Origin of the sequence: Pseudomonas sp. NPDC078700 (genome assembly GCF_044542375.1) — a bacterium.
Lineage (GTDB): Bacteria > Pseudomonadota > Gammaproteobacteria > Pseudomonadales > Pseudomonadaceae > Aquipseudomonas.
In genome coordinates, this window is record NZ_JBITUI010000004.1 from 251,273 (window position 1) to 268,523 (window position 17,251).

12 protein-coding genes are annotated in these 17,251 nt (G+C 56.5%); 8 read left to right on the forward strand and 4 right to left on the reverse strand.

Annotation, left to right across the window (positions count from 1 at the left end):
- The first annotated feature begins 27 nt into the window (after positions 1-27).
- From ACIGCM_RS15300 to ACIGCM_RS15325, 6 genes are all read left to right on the forward strand, one after another.
- Positions 28-1,161 (forward strand): ABC transporter ATP-binding protein, encoded by a 1,134-nt coding sequence (locus tag ACIGCM_RS15300; RefSeq protein ID WP_397502941.1) that lies wholly within the window; start codon positions 28-30, stop codon positions 1,159-1,161.
- Between the two features lie 66 nt (positions 1,162-1,227).
- Positions 1,228-2,301 carry an ABC transporter substrate-binding protein gene (locus ACIGCM_RS15305; RefSeq protein ID WP_397502942.1) on the forward strand — a complete coding sequence of 358 codons (1,074 nt, stop codon included), beginning with the start codon at positions 1,228-1,230 and terminating at the stop codon, positions 2,299-2,301.
- Positions 2,302-2,374: 73 nt separating this feature from the next.
- Positions 2,375-3,607, forward strand: coding sequence for an ABC transporter permease (locus tag ACIGCM_RS15310; RefSeq protein WP_397502943.1), 1,233 nt, complete (start codon positions 2,375-2,377; stop codon positions 3,605-3,607).
- Positions 3,608-3,610: 3 nt separating this feature from the next.
- Complete coding sequence (locus ACIGCM_RS15315; protein ID WP_397502944.1) at positions 3,611-4,462, forward strand: ABC transporter permease; 852 nt, start codon at positions 3,611-3,613, stop codon at positions 4,460-4,462.
- Positions 4,463-4,776: 314 nt separating this feature from the next.
- Positions 4,777-6,624, forward strand: a complete 1,848-nt coding sequence (ilvD, locus tag ACIGCM_RS15320; RefSeq protein WP_397502945.1) for a dihydroxy-acid dehydratase — start codon at positions 4,777-4,779, stop codon at positions 6,622-6,624.
- 162 nt (positions 6,625-6,786) lie between these two features.
- Complete coding sequence (locus tag ACIGCM_RS15325) at positions 6,787-8,175, forward strand: nucleobase:cation symporter-2 family protein (RefSeq protein WP_397502946.1); 1,389 nt, start codon at positions 6,787-6,789, stop codon at positions 8,173-8,175.
- Positions 8,176-8,835: 660 nt separating this feature from the next.
- Here the strand turns inward: ACIGCM_RS15325 and argA are convergent.
- The 4 genes from argA to ACIGCM_RS15345 form a co-directional block, all read right to left on the reverse strand.
- Complete coding sequence (gene argA, locus ACIGCM_RS15330) at positions 8,836-10,134, reverse strand: amino-acid N-acetyltransferase (protein WP_397502947.1); 1,299 nt, start codon at positions 10,132-10,134, stop codon at positions 8,836-8,838.
- A gap of 147 nt (positions 10,135-10,281) precedes the next feature.
- Positions 10,282-11,448 carry an acetylornithine deacetylase gene (argE, locus tag ACIGCM_RS15335; protein ID WP_397502948.1) on the reverse strand — a complete coding sequence of 389 codons (1,167 nt, stop codon included), beginning with the start codon at positions 11,446-11,448 and terminating at the stop codon, positions 10,282-10,284.
- Between the two features lie 270 nt (positions 11,449-11,718).
- The gene (locus ACIGCM_RS15340) at positions 11,719-12,987 is read right to left on the reverse strand and encodes an inorganic phosphate transporter (RefSeq protein WP_397502949.1); all 1,269 of its coding nucleotides are present in this window, start codon (positions 12,985-12,987) and stop codon (positions 11,719-11,721) included.
- Positions 12,988-13,025: 38 nt separating this feature from the next.
- Positions 13,026-13,703 carry a TIGR00153 family protein gene (locus ACIGCM_RS15345; protein ID WP_397502950.1) on the reverse strand — a complete coding sequence of 226 codons (678 nt, stop codon included), beginning with the start codon at positions 13,701-13,703 and terminating at the stop codon, positions 13,026-13,028.
- 110 nt (positions 13,704-13,813) lie between these two features.
- Here ACIGCM_RS15345 and ACIGCM_RS15350 point away from each other — a divergent pair, with 110 nt between their 5' ends.
- A complete protein-coding gene (locus ACIGCM_RS15350) occupies positions 13,814-15,178 on the forward strand; it encodes an inorganic triphosphatase (RefSeq protein WP_397502951.1) in 1,365 nt (454 codons plus the stop codon).
- A 254-nt stretch (positions 15,179-15,432) separates the two neighbouring features.
- Positions 15,433-17,217 (forward strand): GspE/PulE family protein, encoded by a 1,785-nt coding sequence (locus ACIGCM_RS15355; protein ID WP_397502952.1) that lies wholly within the window; start codon positions 15,433-15,435, stop codon positions 17,215-17,217.
- Positions 17,218-17,251: the final 34 nt, after the last annotated feature.

A 17,251-nucleotide genomic window follows, 5' to 3' on the forward strand; every position in this document is an offset into this window, starting at 1 on the left:
TTGTTTTGGGTTCGGGCGGGGAGATGTATGGCTGAGCAAGCTGGGGACAAACCGTTCCTGCAATTCACTAATGTTAAAAAAACCTATGACCACAAGAGCTTGGTGGTCAAAGACTTCAACCTCGATGTAGCCAAGGGCGAATTTATTACCCTGCTTGGCCCATCAGGCTCAGGCAAAACCACCTGCTTAATGATGCTCGCCGGATTTGAAGACGTCACCAGCGGCGAGATTTTGATCAATGGCCGCTCAGTGACTAGCATCGCGCCCTACCAGCGCAATATCGGCATGGTTTTCCAGCAATACGCCCTGTTCCCCCATATGACCCTGCGTGAAAACCTCGCCTACCCATTGAAAGTTCGCAAAATGGGTAAAGCTGAAATCAATGCCAAGGTCGATGAGTACTTGGCGCTGGTTGAATTGCAAGACTTTGGCAACCGCCACCCGGGGCAGCTTTCCGGCGGCCAACGCCAGCGTGTAGCGTTGGCCCGCGCACTGATTTTCGCCCCGGATATCGTGCTGATGGATGAACCACTCGGTGCACTCGACAAAAAGCTGCGTGAGCAAATGCAGTTTGAGATCAAACGCCTGCATGCGCAGTTGGGCTTTACCGTCATCTACGTGACCCATGATCAGACCGAAGCGCTGACCATGAGTGACCGCATTGCCGTATTCAACAATGGCATCGTCCAGCAATGCGCTGCGCCACACGTCTTGTATGAGCGCCCGGCCAACCTCTTCGTTGCTGACTTTATCGGCGAGAGCAATAAGCTCAAGGGCACCATCGCCTCAGTCGAGGATGAAACCGTCACCGTACGCCTGGAAGACGGCGCGCAAGTGAGCTGCCTGAAGGCCAACTGCACGGAAGTCGGCGCACCCACCACCATTTCTGTACGCCCAGAGAAACTCACCTTTACCGACCGCCTCGGCAGTACTGGCAATCAGATCAAGGCGCGCTTTGTCGCGCGCCACTATGTCGGTGAGTACATTCGCTACCAGTTCGAAACCGCAGATAGCACCGAGTTGGTAGTCAAGAATCTCAACGACAGTTCAGCTCCGCAGTTCAGCGCTCAGGAAGAAGTCTCTCTGGCCTGGCTTGCGATAGACAGTCAAGCGCTTGATCGCCCGGAAATACAGGCGACCCGCGCAGCAGCAGTAAATTGAGCACCCAAAGGCAATCTCTAGAACAGTAGTTTTCCAACACATAAAAACAGGTAATGGAGCACTGATATGGCTAGATCACTAAGCACCAGTATTTCCGCTTTCGCCCTTACGGCTGCCATGGGTTTGGCGTCGTTTGGTGCCCACGGCGAAGACAGCTTGACTGTTGTTTCATGGGGTGGCGCTTATGGCGCAGCGCAGAAAACCCACATGATTGACCCGTTCCAGAAAGACACTGGGGTCAAGGTACTGTTCGAGGACTACTCCGGCGGCGTTGCCGAGATGAAGGCTCAGGTTGAGTCCGGCAATATTCAGTGGGATGTGGTCGACGTTGAGGTTATCGACCTTGAGCGCGCCTGTTCCGAGGGACTACTCGAAACCATTCCCCATGACATTCTGCCTGCTGGGGTAGATGGCACACCGGCAGAAAAAGACTTCATCCCCGATGCACTCTCCAACGAATGCGCCATCGGCAACATCGTCTGGTCGGTGGTCTTCGCCTACAACGAAAAGACCATCGGCGACACCAAAGCGACCAGCATTGGTGATTTCTTCGACACCGCAAAAATACCTGGCAAGCGCGCCATGCGTAAGCGCCCACAGGTCAACATGGAATGGGCACTGTTAGCGGACGGCGTTGCACCTAAAGATGTCTATGAAGTGTTGGCGACCCCTGAAGGCCAGGAGCGCGCCTTCAAAAAACTCGACACCATTAAAAAAGACATTGTCTGGTTCGACTCCTGGTCGCAAGCGCCACAACTGCTCAACGATGGCGGTGCCGTACTGGTGCAGTCGGCTAACGGTCGCTTCTACGACTCAATCCGCAAAGAAGGCAAACCTTTCGTAATCGTCTGGGATGGTCACGTCTATGACCTCGACGCCTGGGCCGTGCTCAAGGGCTCACCGAAAAAAGACCTGGCCTTCAAGTTCATCGCCTACGCCACCCAATCCAAGCCGCTGGCGGGCATGAGTGACGTGGCGTACGGCCCAACCCGTAAATCCTCGACACCGATGATGGACCCAGCCGCAGCGCCGCACCTGCCGACAGCGCACCTGGATCAAGGCATCCGTGCCGGCTCTGAGTTCTGGGCTGACTACGGCGAGTCACTCGGTGAGAAATTCAACGAGTGGTTGCTCAAGTAATTAACCTGAAAAAAGCCAGCTGGGCGAGCTTAACCGCCCGGCTGGATTTACGACTTATCGACGGAGTTCAGGCTTGTCATCGTTAACCTCCACTGAAGCCAGGCAAGCAGCCAGCGCACAGCGCAAAAAACGCATCACCGCGTTTATGTTCGTGGTGCCACTGCTGGTGTTTATTTTGCTGACCTTCGTTGCGCCCATCGCCAGCATGCTCTGGCGTAGCGTGCATCACCCAACTGTGGCCGAGCTGATTCCGCATACCCTCAATGCCCTAAAAGACTGGGACGGCAAAGAAGTACCCAACCCACACACCCTGCAAATTTTTGCTGTCGAGCTTAATGGCCTGGCCAAAGAGCGCCTCTCAGGCAAGCTCGCAGAAGAGATAAACCGTGCCTACACCGGCATGTCCAGCGTAGTGAAATCGACTGCGCGTAAGGTGGGCAAACTCAAGGGCGATGACCTCAGTGACAAAGGTGCCACAACCTTGCTCGCCGCCAGCCCAAAGTGGCAACGCACCGACCTCTGGTATGCAATACAGCGCGCAGGTGAGAAGTACACTTACGACTATTACCTGACCGCACTCGACCTCGAACTCAAACCCGACACCGGCCTTCAGGTTCGCGAAGAAACCCAGATTTACCTGCAGCTTTACAGTAAAACCCTGACCATGGCGTTGGTCATCACCCTGCTCTGCGCCGCATTGGGCTACCCGCTGTCTTATTACTTGGCCAGTTTGTCTGAGAACCGTGCCAACTTGTTGCTGGTGTTGGTCCTGCTGCCGTTCTGGACATCACTGCTGGTGCGAACCACCGCATGGATAGCCTTGTTGCAGACCAACGGGGTGATTAACTCGTTTCTGATGGGCATCGGTTTGACCAATGAGCCGTTTGAGATGCTCTACACCTCGTTTGCCACGGTGGTAGCGATGACCCACATTCTGCTGCCCTTTATGATTTTGCCGCTGTACAGCGTGATGCGCGGCATTGACCCCAGCTACATGCGCGCCGCCTTGTCGCTGGGTGATAAACCTATCCCGGCGTTTACCAAGATTTACTTCCCCATGACCCTGCCCGGCCTCAGCGCAGGAGCCCTATTGGTGTTTATCATCTCGGTCGGCTACTACATTACCCCGGCACTGGTCGGCGGTACCGATGGCCAAATGATCAGCAACATCATCGCCTTCCACATGCAGCGCTCGAACAACTGGGAGCTAGCCGCTGCGCTGGGCTCGTTGCTGCTCGCGCTGATTCTGTTGCTCTACTGGGTGTACGACCGGTTCGTCGGCGCCAGCAATATTAAGTTGGGTTAGACCATGGCCAAGGCCCCTGCATATTTCGGTTTCTGGTATCGGCTCGGCAACTGGCTGCTGAAGAGCACATCCTGGTTGGTGCTGTTTTTCCTGATCATGCCGATTCTGGTGATTATTCCGCTGTCGTTTAACGTCGAGCCTTTCTTTAGCTTCACCAAGGGCATGCTGACGTTTCAACCTGAGGCGTACTCGCTGCGTTGGTACAGCGCGATTTTCAGCGATCCCAAATGGATTCTGGCAATCAAGAACAGCTTCTTTATTGGCATTTGCGCGACCCTCATCGCCACCGCCTTAGGCACCTGCGCTGCGGTAGGGCTGGCCCGGGATGACATGCCCGCGCGACGCCTGATCACTGCCTTGCTGCTGTCACCGATGATTGTGCCGTTGATCATCACCGCCGCTGGCATGTTCTTCTTCTACTCAGACCTGGGTTTGGCGGGTAACTACCTTGGCGTGATTCTGGCCCACGCCGCCCTCGGGACGCCCTTTGTCATCATCACCGTAACGGCGACCTTGGCAGGCTTCGACTACTCCCTGGTGCGCGCCGGATTAAACCTCGGCGCACGGCCAGTGCGGGTGTTCTGGGACATCATCATGCCGCTGATTCGCCCCGGCATTATTTCTGGTGCGCTGTTCGCCTTTATCACCTCATTCGATGAAGTGGTGGTGATTCTGTTTATGGCCGGGCCGCAGCAACGCACCATTCCCCGGCAAATGTTTTCAGGCCTTCGTGAGCAGATCAACCCGAGCATTCTGGCGATTGCCACGCTCTTGATCATCCTCTCGATCATCATGCTGGTGACCATCGAGTTGCTACGCAGACGCTCGGCTCGATTACGAGGCGTCGAGGCTTAGTCAGCGCCTTACTTCACCGCCAGGCTATGCCTGGCAAGTGAACTACCCGTCCATCAGTCGCCGCAACCCTTTCGCTAAACCGCTTGCAGGGATTAGAATCAGAGCTCTCCTGCCACACCTTGGCGGAGCTGGTCGTCCCACGCCCACCCTGCGTCACTGACGACCTCAGACCGACACCCGGATATTTCCGTTTGCGTTGTGCCTGAACCCGGCTCACCCTACGTATTTAAGGGCGCTTGTAAAAACCACTGCATTACCCGCCCCAGTTGTTTTTACAGGCTCCCGCCAACCGTTATTAGCTGCAGGAACCCGTCATGCCTGATTATCGCTCGAAAACCTCCACCCACGGCCGCAACATGGCTGGTGCCCGTGCCCTTTGGCGTGCCACTGGCATGAAGGATGAGGATTTCAAGAAGCCGATTATTGCCGTCGCCAACTCTTTCACCCAGTTCGTACCTGGCCACGTCCACCTCAAGGACATGGGCCAGCTCGTTGCCCGCGAAATCGAAAAAGCCGGCGGCGTGGCTAAAGAATTCAACACCATCGCAGTCGATGACGGCATCGCCATGGGCCACGACGGCATGCTGTATTCGCTGCCAAGCCGTGAAATCATCGCCGACTCAGTTGAGTACATGGTCAACGCCCACTGCGCTGACGCCATTGTCTGCATCTCCAACTGCGACAAAATCACCCCCGGTATGTTGATGGCTGCCTTGCGCCTGAACATTCCCGTGGTATTCGTCTCCGGCGGCCCAATGGAAGCCGGTAAAACCAAGCTCGCCAGCCACGGTTTGGATCTGGTTGACGCCATGGTGATTGCGGCTGACGAAAGCGCATCCGATGAAAAAGTCGCCGAATACGAGCGCAGCGCCTGCCCAACGTGCGGCAGCTGCTCGGGCATGTTCACCGCCAACTCGATGAACTGCCTGATGGAAGCACTGGGTTTGGCGCTGCCGGGCAACGGCTCGACACTGGCCACCCACGCTGACCGCGAGCAACTATTCCTGCGTGCCGGGCGTCTGGTCGTTGAGCTGTGCCAACGTTATTACGGCGAAAACGACGACTCGGTACTGCCGCGCAATGTGGCCAACTTCAAGGCATTCGAGAATGCCATGACGATGGACATCGCCATGGGTGGCTCGACCAACACCATTTTGCACTTGCTGGCCGCTGCGCAAGAAGGCGAAATCGCCTTTGACCTGCGCGATATTGATCGCCTGTCACGCAAAGTCCCGCAACTGTGCAAAGTGGCGCCGAACATCCAGAAATACCATATGGAAGATGTGCACCGTGCTGGCGGGATTTTCTCGATCCTTGGCGAACTGGCCCGTGGCGGCTTGCTGCACACTGATGTATCGACCATTCACAGCCCGAACATGGCTGAGGCGATCGCCCAGTGGGATATCACCCAGACTAAAGATGAAGCGGTACACACCTTCTTCCGCGCAGGCCCCGCTGGCATCCCGACGCAGACTGCTTTCAGCCAGTCGACCCGTTGGGACACAGTCGATGACGATCGCGAAAACGGTTGTATCCGCAGCGTTGCCAACGCCTACTCGCAAGAAGGCGGCCTGGCTGTGCTGTACGGCAACATCGCACTCGATGGCTGCGTAGTTAAAACCGCGGGCGTCGATGAATCGATCCACGTATTTGAAGGCAGCGCCAAAATCTTCGAAAGTCAGGACAGCGCGGTTAAAGGCATCCTCAATGACGAAGTCAAAGAAGGCGATATCGTCATCATCCGCTACGAAGGCCCTAAAGGCGGCCCGGGCATGCAGGAAATGCTCTACCCAACCAGCTACCTGAAATCCAAGGGTCTGGGCAAAGCCTGCGCCTTGCTCACCGACGGTCGTTTCTCCGGTGGCACCTCGGGTCTGTCTATCGGCCACGCTTCGCCAGAAGCTGCCGCCGGTGGTGCGATTGGTCTGGTACAGGAAGGCGACAAGGTGCTGATCGACATTCACCAGCGCAGCATCAACTTGTTGATCAGCGATGAGGAAATGGCAGCACGCCGCGCCGAACAAGACAAAAAAGGCTGGAAGCCAGCAGCGCCGCGCACCCGCAAGGTGACCACAGCACTCAAGGCCTACGCCCTGCTCGCCACCAGCGCCGACAAAGGCGCAGTGCGCGACAAGGCATTGCTGGATAAATTGGTCGAGTAAGCAACAACCCCTGCACTGACAGAAGCCGCTATTTAGCGGCTTCTGTCGTTTTATCCGCAGGCAAATAGTGCACGTTCAAGCGCACGCCGCGCCTCAGGTCAGCTCGCTATCGTCCTATCAGCCGCAGTTCTGTAGAATCGCGGCTTTTTTGCGGACGGTCCTATGACTTCTCAGGCAGACTCCCCTAGCTCAGCACCCACTCAGAGCGAATTGGTCTACGGCCCCGATGCGCGGCCAAAGCCCTTTGTTGCCTTGGTTGCAGCGCTGCAGCACTTGCTGGCGATCATCGTCCCTATCGTCACTCCGGGCCTGCTGATTTGTCAGGCACTGGGCGTGTCTGCCCCCGACACCAACCTGATTGTGTCGATGTCCCTGGTGATTTCCGGCATCGCCACCTTTGTTCAGTGCAAGCGGTTCGGGCCTTTCGGCGCGGGACTGCTGATCGTTCAAGGCACCAGTTTCAACTTTGTCGGCCCGCTGATTGCGGGCGGCGCGCTGATGGTCAAACAAGGCACGCCGGTAGAGGCAGTGATGGCGGCGATTTTCGGCGTGGTCATCGCCGGCTCATTTGTTGAAATGGGCGTCTCGCGTATCCTGCCCTTTGTGAAACGCCTGATTACTCCACTGGTCACCGGTATCGTGGTGCTGATGATTGGCCTGACGCTGATTAAAGTAGGCCTGATCAGCATGGGCGGTGGCTTCTCGGCTATGGGCAACGGCACCTTCGCCAATTCCGAAAACCTGATGCTTTCGGGTACTGTACTGGCGATCATTGTGCTGCTTAACCGCATTCCGGTGGTGTGGATGCGCAGTTGCGCGATTGTTATCGCCTTGGCCGCAGGCTACGCAATGGCCGCCTACATGGGTCGCCTGGACTTCACCGGCATGCATCAGGCAGCAGTGTTTCAGGTGCCGGTGCCGCTGCATTTCGGCCTCGGGTTTTCCTGGTCGTTATTTATCCCAATGCTGGTGATTTATCTGGTCACTTCATTGGAAGCCATTGGCGACATTACCGCCACCAGCAAAATCTCCGGCAAACCGGTGGACGGCCTGCAGTGGATGCAACGGATCAAAGGTGGCGTGCTGGTCAATGGCGCTAACTCGCTGCTGGCAGGTGTTTTTAACACCTTCCCAAGCTCGGTATTTGCGCAAAACAACGGGGTGATCCAACTGACCGGCGTTGCCAGCCGCCATGTCGGCCTGTGGATTGCCGCCATGCTGGTATTGCTCGGCCTGTTCCCCAGTGTTGCCGGGATTATCCAGGCTGTGCCTGAGCCAGTGCTAGGTGGCGCGGCTCTGGTGATGTTTGGTGCGGTTGCCGCTTCGGGCATCAATATTCTCGCCAGCATTCAACTGGACCGCCGCGCCCTGCTGATTATTTCGGTGTCGCTGGCCTTGGGCTTGGGCGTTTCTCAGGTACCGGAATTCCTGGCCCATATGCCAGCGGCATTGCGCAACGTGCTGGAGTCTGGCGTCGCAACCGGCGGCATCAGCGCATTGGTGCTGAACTGGTTCTTGCCAGAACAACCAAAACAATCCCCGGGCGCTTGACGCTTCTGTAGGGTGGTGACGCTTTTGTAGGGTGGTTGACGCTGTTTTCAGCCACCATTGACGCCGCTAAACTCGAGCCTTTAGCCAACCTCAAGCCCCGCGCGGCCTGATCCATGGTGGGCAAGCTTCGCGTTGCCGCACCCTACAAAAGCCAACATCGGCAGTCGCTCATGCGCGCAGCGTGATTGACGCTTTTGTAGGGTGGTTGATGCTTTTGTAGGGTGGTTGACGCTGTTTTCAGCCACTATTGACGCCGCTAAACTCGAGCCCTTACCCCCACCTCAAGCCCCGCGCGGCCTGATCCATGGTGGGCAAGCTTCGCGTTGCCGCACCCTACAAAAGCCAACATCGGCGGCCGGTCGTGCGCGCAGGGTGGTTGATGCTTTTGTAGGGTGGTTGACGCTGTTTTCAGCCACCATTTACACCGCAAAACCCGAGCCTTTGCCCCACCTCAAGCCCCGCGTGGCCTGATCCATGGTGGGCAAGCTTCGCGTTGCCGCACCCTACAAAAGCCAACATCGGCGGCCGGTCATGCGCGCAGGATGGTTGATGCTTTTGTAGGGTGGTTGACGCTGTTTTCAGCCACCATTGACGCCGCTAAACCCGAGCCTTTGCCCCAACCTTTCGCTCCGCCGCACATAACGCCGTTCAAGCTCCACCTTACAGCGGCTTCTCAAACACCTTGGAATTACGCTGGAAGTTATACAGCGATGCCCTGGCAGCTGGCAGACGCTCGACGCCGCTTGGGCTAAAGCCGCGCTCGCGGAACCAGTGGGCGGTCCGGGTGGTGAGCACCATCAGGTTTTTCAGGCCCATGGCCCGGGCACGTTCTTCGATACGCTCAAGCAGCTCATCGCCGCGCCCACCATGGCGATAAGCCGGATTAACCGCCAAACATGCCAGCTCGCCGTAATCGGAATCTGCGATGGGATACAACGCGGCGCAAGCGATGATCATGCCTTCGCGCTCAACGATACTGAACTGCTCGATCTCACGTTCAAGCACTTCTCTTGAGCGGCGCACCAGAATGCCTTGATCCTCCAGCGGACTGATCAGCTCAATCAAGCCACCGACATCTTCAATGGTCGCCTCACGGATCGACTCAAACTGCTCCTGCGCCACCAGTGTGCCGTTACCGGTGCGGGTGAAGAGTTCATTGAGCAGCGCACCGTCTTCGATATAGCTGACAATATGGGTGCGGCGCACGCCATCACGGCAGGCTTGGGCAGCAGCATCGAGTAATTCAGCCTGATAATCACTGCCCAGGCGCTGCACGTATGCAGGCACTTGTTGCGGCAGCAGTTCACGCACCAAGTTGCCATTTTCATCGAGCAGGCCAAGCTCTGGGCTGTACAGAATCAGCTTATCCGCCGACAGGTCAATGGCTGCGCGGGTGGCGACGTCTTCACAGGCAAGATTGAAAATCTCGCCGGTCGGCGAATAGCCCAAAGACGAGAGTAAGACGATGCTGCGCTCATCCAGCAAACGGCCAATGCCTTTGCGATCAATACGCCGCACTTCACCTGTGTGGTGATAATCGACACCATCGAGCACACCAATCGGCCGCGCGGTGACGAAGTTACCGCTGGCAATGCGTAAGCGAGCGCCCTGCATCGGCGAGGCGGCCATGTCCATCGACAGGCGCGCCTCGATAGCGATACGCAACTGGCCAACCGCATCAATCACACACTCCAGCGTTGGGCTGTCAGTGATGCGCATGTCGCGATGAAAGTGCGGCGTCAGGCCACGCGCATTCAGCCGTGCTTCAATTTGCGGGCGCGAACCGTGGACCAGCACCAAGCGCACACCAAGACTGTGCAGCAGCACAAGGTCGTGGACGATATTGCCGAAGTTAGCATGGGCAACGCCGTCGCCGGGCAACATCACAACGAATGTGCAGTCCCGGTGGGCGTTGATGTAAGGCGAAGCGTGACGCAACCAATTTACGTAATCGTGCATTCAAAAAAACCTGTGAGTCGAGTACATGACGCAGAACACGGCACTTTAGAAATGTTAAAGACGCCAGACAGATGAAATAGCAAAGCCATGCCGTTTTATCGTCGCAGTTGAGACTTCGTCACGCGTGGACTCCTCCAGGTAATTGCCCTAAGGCTTGGGTTGCTCGGTTGCAGGGTTTAAACAATAGCTTTTAATCAGTTCACGTAACAGACGCACCGTCGGCTCAAGACGTGACATTTCCAAGAATTCACCCGGTTGGTGAGCGCAATCAATATCACCCGGGCCGAGCACCAGCGTCTCACAACCCAGTTGCTGGAAATAAGGGGCTTCGGTGCCAAAGGCCACTGCAGCGGCCTGGTGCCCGGTTAAACGCTCGGCCAAACGCACCAATTCGGCATCTGCGGCTTGCTCAAACGGCGGTACGCTGGGAAACAGCGGCGCGTAATCAATCTTCACTTGATGCTGCTCAGCCAAGGGCTTGAGTCGTTGCTTGATTGCGCTGCGCAGCATCTCGGGCTGCATGCCGGGTAGCGGGCGTAAGTCAAACTCAAGGGCGCACTGGCCACAAATCCGGTTGGGGTTGTCGCCGCCATGAATACAACCCAAATTAAGGGTGGGCTGCGGCACGCTGAATTGCGGATTGTTGAACTCAGCCTGCCATTGCTTGCGCAGTTGCTGTAATTCGCCCATGACCGCTTGCATGGCTTCAAGGGCGCTGTGACCGAGGCTTGGGTCAGATGAATGACCGCTTTGGCCGAGAATATCAATGCGCTCCATCATGATGCCTTTGTGCATGCGGATCGGCTTCAAGCCTGTCGGCTCACCAATCACAGCGGCACGCCCCAGTGGGCGGCCAGCCTCCGCCAGCGCACGGGCACCTGACATCGAGCTTTCTTCATCGCAGGTGGCCAAAATCAGCAACGGCTGCTTGAACGGCTGATCGAGCAAGGGCTGCACAGCCTCGATAATCAACGCGAAAAAGCCCTTCATGTCGCAACTACCAAGCCCCAGCCAGCGGCCATCGACTTCAGTCAACTTGAGTGGATCGGTTTGCCACAGAGCGGCATCAAAAGGCACGGTATCGCTGTGCCCAGCCAGCACTAACCCACCAGGGCCGGAACCATAACTGGCGAGCAAGTTGAACTTACCCGGTGTGATTTCCTGTATTTCGCAAGCAAACCCAAGGTCCTCCAACCAACTGGTCAGCAGGTCGATAACCGGGCGATTGGTCTGATCCCAATGGGCTTGGGTGCAACTCACCGATGGCGCTGCGATCAGCGCGGCGAATTGTTCTTTAAAGCTGGGCAGGGTCATGGCTGTCTCCGCTTGCGAGACCCCATCATAGAGGCAAGGCTTACCGAGATTAAACCCTCAAATTCATTTACCACTGCCAGCCCAGAGTTTGCGAGGCTAAAAACGCTGTCCCCGGTCGGTGGCTGCCGCTCTTGCAGGGTGGCTGACGCTTTTTTCAGCCACCATTAACGGTCATAAATAGCTGCGAATATTCGAAACTCATGGTGGCCAAGCTTTACGTTGACCACGCTACAACGGCCACCATTCGGAGTTGGCAAAACTTCCGCTTTATCAGGCTCCGCCGAAAATCGCGCGCAAGATAAAGAAGAAGAAAATCGACAGCGCTGCACCAATCGGCAAGGTGATCAGCCAAGACATGAAGATCTTACCGATCACGCCCAGATTCAATGCACCAATACCCCGGGCGATGCCGACACCCAGGACTGCGCCGACCAGTGTGTGGGTCGTCGAAACGGGCAAGCCAATCGCCGAAGCACCAACCACAGTGGTCGCCGTCGCCAACTCAGCAGCGAAGCCGCGGCTTGGGGTCAGCTCAGTGATTTCCTTGCCAATGGTGGCAATCACTTTGTAACCGTAAGTCGCCAAACCGATCACGATACCCACCGCACCCAGCAGCAATACCCAGCTTGGCAGCGCAGCTTTGGCACCGACCATTTCACCACCGGAGTTGATCACCCCGACGATTGCGGCCAATGGACCGACAGCGTTAGCGACATCGTTGGAACCGTGGGCGAACGCCATCGAACAGGCAGTGAAAATCATCAAAACCGCAAAAACCTTCTCAACACTGGCGAAGTGAAAGTCTTTGTCGGCTTCAAGGTCAATCTTGATCCGGCTCAGCAAGATGATGCCCAGGATCATGATCACAGCGCCGACCGCGACCGAAAGCATAAAGCCTTCACCGCCGGTGAGATCCAGCCCGATGTGCTTGAGACCTTTAGTCATGGTCATGATCGAGACCATAAAACCGGTGGCGAACATGTACAGCGGAACATAACGCTTAGCGTTAACGAAGGGTTCATCGGTATCGATGATCAGCTTCTGCACGCTCATAAACACGCCAAATGCGACCAAACCTGACAACACTGGAGAAACGACCCAGCTTGCCACAATCGGCATTACACCCGACCAATGCACCGCATCAAACGACACGCCAACCGCAGCAAAACCAATCACCGCACCGACAATAGAGTGAGTGGTCGAAACCGGCCAGCCCTTGGTAGACGCGACTAACAGCCAGGTTCCTGCGGCCAATAATGCCGACATCATGCCAAGTACCATCAAGCCCGGGCTGATCATCGACGCATCAACAATCCCGCTCTTGATGGTTTCAGTCACCTGTCCGCCAGCCAGATAAGCACCGGCAAACTCAAAGATCATGGCAACGAAGATCGCTTGTTTAATGGTCAGGGCCCGTGAACCGACCGAGGTGCCCATCGCATTAGCAACATCGTTAGCGCCGACGCCCCAGGCCATGAAAAAACCGAAAAGGCAGGCAAGGACAAGGAGCACGAAGCCGTAGTCCGCAATCAAAGACATAAAATAATTTCCGTCATTCCCAGAAAGAACACTGACGCTTAGCGCGCCAGCAATTGTTCCAGTCGGTTACCTACACGCTCAGCGCGGTCGGCGACATCGCCAAGCCATTCAATGACCTTGTAGAGAAACATTACATCGACTGCAGGAAGATCCTTTTCCAGTTTGAACAGCGCACGACGAACCGACACTTGCATCACGTCGGTTTCACGCTCAATTTCTTCAAGCTCCATTACCATCGACTCAACCAGCGTCGCCTCGCGGCCACCGAAGCCGGCCTCCAGCAACGAATCGAGCTCTTTCATCGCTTTCAGCGCTTGAGCACTGGCATCGACACAGCGACGCACATAAATGCGCATCTCCGGCTGCAACGTGGCAGCAATGGTCATACGCCGGCCAAGCATCAGACCTGCAATGTCCTTGGCACGGTTAGCGATTTTGTCCTGTACACTGAGCAGTTCAAGCAGATCCGAACGGGGCACAGGCAGGAATAAGTTCTTCGGCAAGTGTAAGCGCACGCTCTTTTTGAGCTTGTCGGCTTCGTTTTCAAGCCGCGCCATTTCCTGTTGTACCTGTTCTACCTTGTCCCAGTCTTCAGCCATAACGGCTTCGAAAAATGGCACGAGGTTCGCCGCGCACTCGTGGGCTTTGGCGATGTGTTGTTGCATAGGGCCGATGGGTGAACGACCGAACAGGCTTACAAACGGATTGATTGGCATAGGGTGGACCCCTGATTAAAGAAGGCGGCAAGTATACGGATCGCTCCTTGTGCTCGCCAGCACGGTCATCGGACTGTCACAAATTATAGTAGGCGTAAAAGCGCATCATCATGCTCAAAGAAACAGAAATTAAGTTACGCATCAGCCGTGAAACCCTAGAAGCCTTGCGGGCTCACCCTTTGCTGAAGAAACGCAGCAAAGTAGGCTGGGAGCAACATGAGCTATTAAATCAATATTTTGATACCCCCGGTCGTGATCTGGCTCAAGCAAAAGTCGCTTTGCGCCTGCGTCGCGACGGTGACGCGTTTATTCAAACCCTGAAAAGCCGTGGCCAAAGTGTAGCCGGTCTGTCAGAGCGCAATGAGTGGGATTGGCACTTGGCCAAACCCAAGCTCGATGTGAAGAAGCTTGATGACAGCTGCTGGCCGGACGCATTAGCCGGGCTCGACAAAAAACAGCTGAAACCCATTTTCACCACTGACTTTACTCGCTTGAAGGCTGATATCGCTTGGGGCCGGGGCAAAAGCAAGGTGGTCATCGAGGCAGCGCTAGACCTCGGCAAAGTCATTGCCGACGGTAAAGAGGAAGAAATCTGCGAGTTAGAGCTCGAACTCCGTCAGGGCGAACCCGAAGCACTGCTCGAATTGGCGGCAGAACTCGCGGCTGATCTGCCGTTGATGCCATGCGACATCAGTAAAGCCGAGCGCGGCTATCGCCTGTTCGACGCCAATAGCTATTCATTGAGCCTGCCAGCACCAGCGCTGAACGGCGAGCTAAGCCTTGATGACAGCTTCACAGCGATTGCCTGGCACTTGCTGGGAAGCAGCCAGCGCCTGGCTGAACAATACCGTTTCAACGGTCACTGGCGTTTGCTCAACGACTGGCTTGAGCAACTGGTTGACCTGCGCGCCCTGCTCGGCAGCCTTGGTCAAGCCGCCCCACGCTCAAGCAGCAGCGAGCTGCGACAGATACTTGACGATCTACTGAACGACTGGCGTCCACGCCTGCTTGCCGGCCAGTGGGACGAAGCGGCGCGCGCAAGTGCCCCTGCGCAGTTCGCCGAAGAGTTAAACAACACGCGTTGGGGGCAGTTTTCACTGAATCTGTCGCGCTGGTTGCTGGCCCGTAGCTGGACTGTTGCGCGCAACAACCGAGGCAATCGCCAAGGTGCCGCACCGCTTGCCAACTGGTTGCCGACCCTGATCGCCGAAGAAGGCGCAAGCCTGCAACTCAAACGTTATCAACAGCAGCCGGAGGACCTTGCCGAGCAACTGCCGCGCATTGAGCGTTTACTGGCTTGGTTACGTCTGGCACGCAGCACCTTGGATGTCGCCGAAGTTGATCGTCTGTACGGCGAGATGATCAAACTCAGCGAATTGGCGCATCGGGAAATCGATGACGAATGCCTGAGCGCTCGCAAAGCTCAAGCCATAGCCGTTGCCAGCCTCAGGTCTTGGCGTCAACTGGTCAAGTAAGCGCGGCAAAGAAACCCTCTAAAGTCGCGCCTGCAAGGGGCGCGGCGGCGATAATCGCCTAAAATGCTTATCGGGTTTTCGCCCGCTCTGAACGCCATAGCGCAGCACCCCACAGAACCGCCCCGCCTGAGGATAATCAATTGAGTCCGAACTCTGGCGCAGCCGACTAATCTACAGATTCAGCCGCTACTAGCTGACAAGTCGATCACTTGGCTGCAAGCTAGGCCAATCACGCAATGACTGCAGGAAACCCAATGTCCGTATTGACTTCGTCCACACCCGACCGCGTACTTGACCTCGGCGATCTATTGCGTGAGTTGGTGACGCAAGGCCGGGCTGATCAAGACAGCGCCGAGCAGTGTTTGGCGATCCGGCGAAGTGCAATCAAGAACCAACAGCACCCACTTGAGTTTCTGGCCGCGCAGCAGCTCGACGACTTGGCCCGCCCAGGCAAGAAGCTCGATCTGGAAAGCCTGACCGTTTGGCTGGCCGAATATGCCGGCCAACCTTATATGCGCATCGACCCGTTGAAAATTGATGTGGCCTCCATAACCCCGCTGATGTCCTACGCCTTTGCCCAGCGCCACAAAATCCTGGCTGTAGCGGTGAATCAGGAAGCGGTCACCATCGCCAGTGCCCAGCCGCTAATGCGCAGCTGGGAGGATGACCTGCGCCACGTACTCAAGCGGCCCATCAAGCGCGTCGTCGCCAATCCGGTCGATATCCAGCGCTTCACCGTGGAATTTTACCGGCTGGCCAAGTCGGTCACGGGTGCTACTGCGGTTGATATGAAGGTCAGCGGCACTGGCAACTTCGAGCAACTGCTCAACTTGGGCGCGCAAGACCAAGAGCCTGACGCCAACGATGCGCATATCGTCAATATCGTCGACTGGCTGTTCCAGTACGCTTACCAACAGCGCGCCAGTGATATCCACATCGAACCGCGCCGCGAACAAGGCAGCGTACGGTTTCGGATCGATGGCGTGCTGCACACGGTTTATCAATTCCCGCCGCAGGTGACCATGGCGGTTGTCAGTCGCTTGAAGAGCCTGGGCCGAATGAACGTTGCTGAAAAGCGCAAACCCCAGGACGGCCGGATCAAGACCAAGACCCCGGACGGCGGCGAAGTCGAATTGCGCCTGTCGACCATGCCGACGGCCTTCGGTGAAAAACTGGTGATGCGGATTTTCGACCCCGAGGTGCTGTTAAAAAGTTTTGACCAACTGGGGTTTTCTGCAGACGACCTCAAACGCTGGACAGGCATGACCGGCCAGCCCAACGGCATCATTCTGGTCACCGGCCCGACCGGCTCGGGTAAAACCACCACGCTGTACACCACCCTGAAACAGCTGGCGACCGATGAGGTCAACGTCTGCACCATTGAAGATCCCATCGAAATGATCGAGCCGGCCTTCAACCAAATGCAGGTGCAAAGCAATATTGACCTGACATTTGCCAGCGGTGTGCGCTCATTAATGCGTCAGGACCCCGACATCATCATGGTCGGCGAGATCCGAGACCTGGAAACCGCTGAAATGGCAATTCAGGCAGCGCTGACCGGCCACTTGGTGCTCTCCACCCTGCACACCAACGATGCACCTAGCGCCATTACCCGTTTGCTAGAGCTGGGCGTGCCGCACTATCTGCTTAAAGCAACATTGCTGGGGGTCATGGCCCAACGTTTGGTGCGTACCCTTTGCCCACACTGCAAAACCCCACACGAACTGGATGAAGACGATTGGCAAAGCCTGACCAAGCCCTGGAATGCACCGTTGCCAACTGGCGCGCATAAAGCTGTGGGTTGCCTGGAGTGTCGTGACACCGGTTACCGCGGCCGCGCCGGGGTTTACGAAATCATGCTGCTTAACGATGGGATTAAATCGCTGCTCAGCGCCGAGACCGATCTTATTGCACTGCGCCGCCAGTCCTTTAAGGAAGGAATGCGCAGCCTACGGTTGTCTGGCGCGCAAAAAGTTGCCGCCGGCCTGACTACCATTGAAGAAGTGCTGCGCGTCACCCCGCAAAGCGAACAACGCTAGCGCAGGCACTGTCGGCAGCGCTATAAAGCTGAAA

Excerpts from the sequence above, each read along its gene's own strand:
- ACIGCM_RS15340 (WP_397502949.1), bottom strand. The coding sequence starts at position 12,987 with ATGTCTTTGATTGCGGACTACGGCTTCGTGCTCCTTGTCCTTGCCTGC.
- ACIGCM_RS15315 (WP_397502944.1), top strand. The coding sequence starts at position 3,611 with ATGGCCAAGGCCCCTGCATATTTCGGTTTCTGGTATCGGCTCGGCAAC.
- ACIGCM_RS15350 (WP_397502951.1), top strand. The coding sequence starts at position 13,814 with ATGCTCAAAGAAACAGAAATTAAGTTACGCATCAGCCGTGAAACCCTA.
- ACIGCM_RS15345 (WP_397502950.1), bottom strand. The coding sequence starts at position 13,703 with ATGCCAATCAATCCGTTTGTAAGCCTGTTCGGTCGTTCACCCATCGGC.
- ACIGCM_RS15300 (WP_397502941.1), top strand. The coding sequence starts at position 28 with ATGGCTGAGCAAGCTGGGGACAAACCGTTCCTGCAATTCACTAATGTT.
- argA (WP_397502947.1), bottom strand. The coding sequence starts at position 10,134 with ATGCACGATTACGTAAATTGGTTGCGTCACGCTTCGCCTTACATCAAC.
- ACIGCM_RS15325 (WP_397502946.1), top strand. The coding sequence starts at position 6,787 with ATGACTTCTCAGGCAGACTCCCCTAGCTCAGCACCCACTCAGAGCGAA.
- ACIGCM_RS15305 (WP_397502942.1), top strand. The coding sequence starts at position 1,228 with ATGGCTAGATCACTAAGCACCAGTATTTCCGCTTTCGCCCTTACGGCT.
- argE (WP_397502948.1), bottom strand. The coding sequence starts at position 11,448 with ATGACCCTGCCCAGCTTTAAAGAACAATTCGCCGCGCTGATCGCAGCG.
- ACIGCM_RS15355 (WP_397502952.1), top strand. The coding sequence starts at position 15,433 with ATGTCCGTATTGACTTCGTCCACACCCGACCGCGTACTTGACCTCGGC.
- ilvD (WP_397502945.1), top strand. The coding sequence starts at position 4,777 with ATGCCTGATTATCGCTCGAAAACCTCCACCCACGGCCGCAACATGGCT.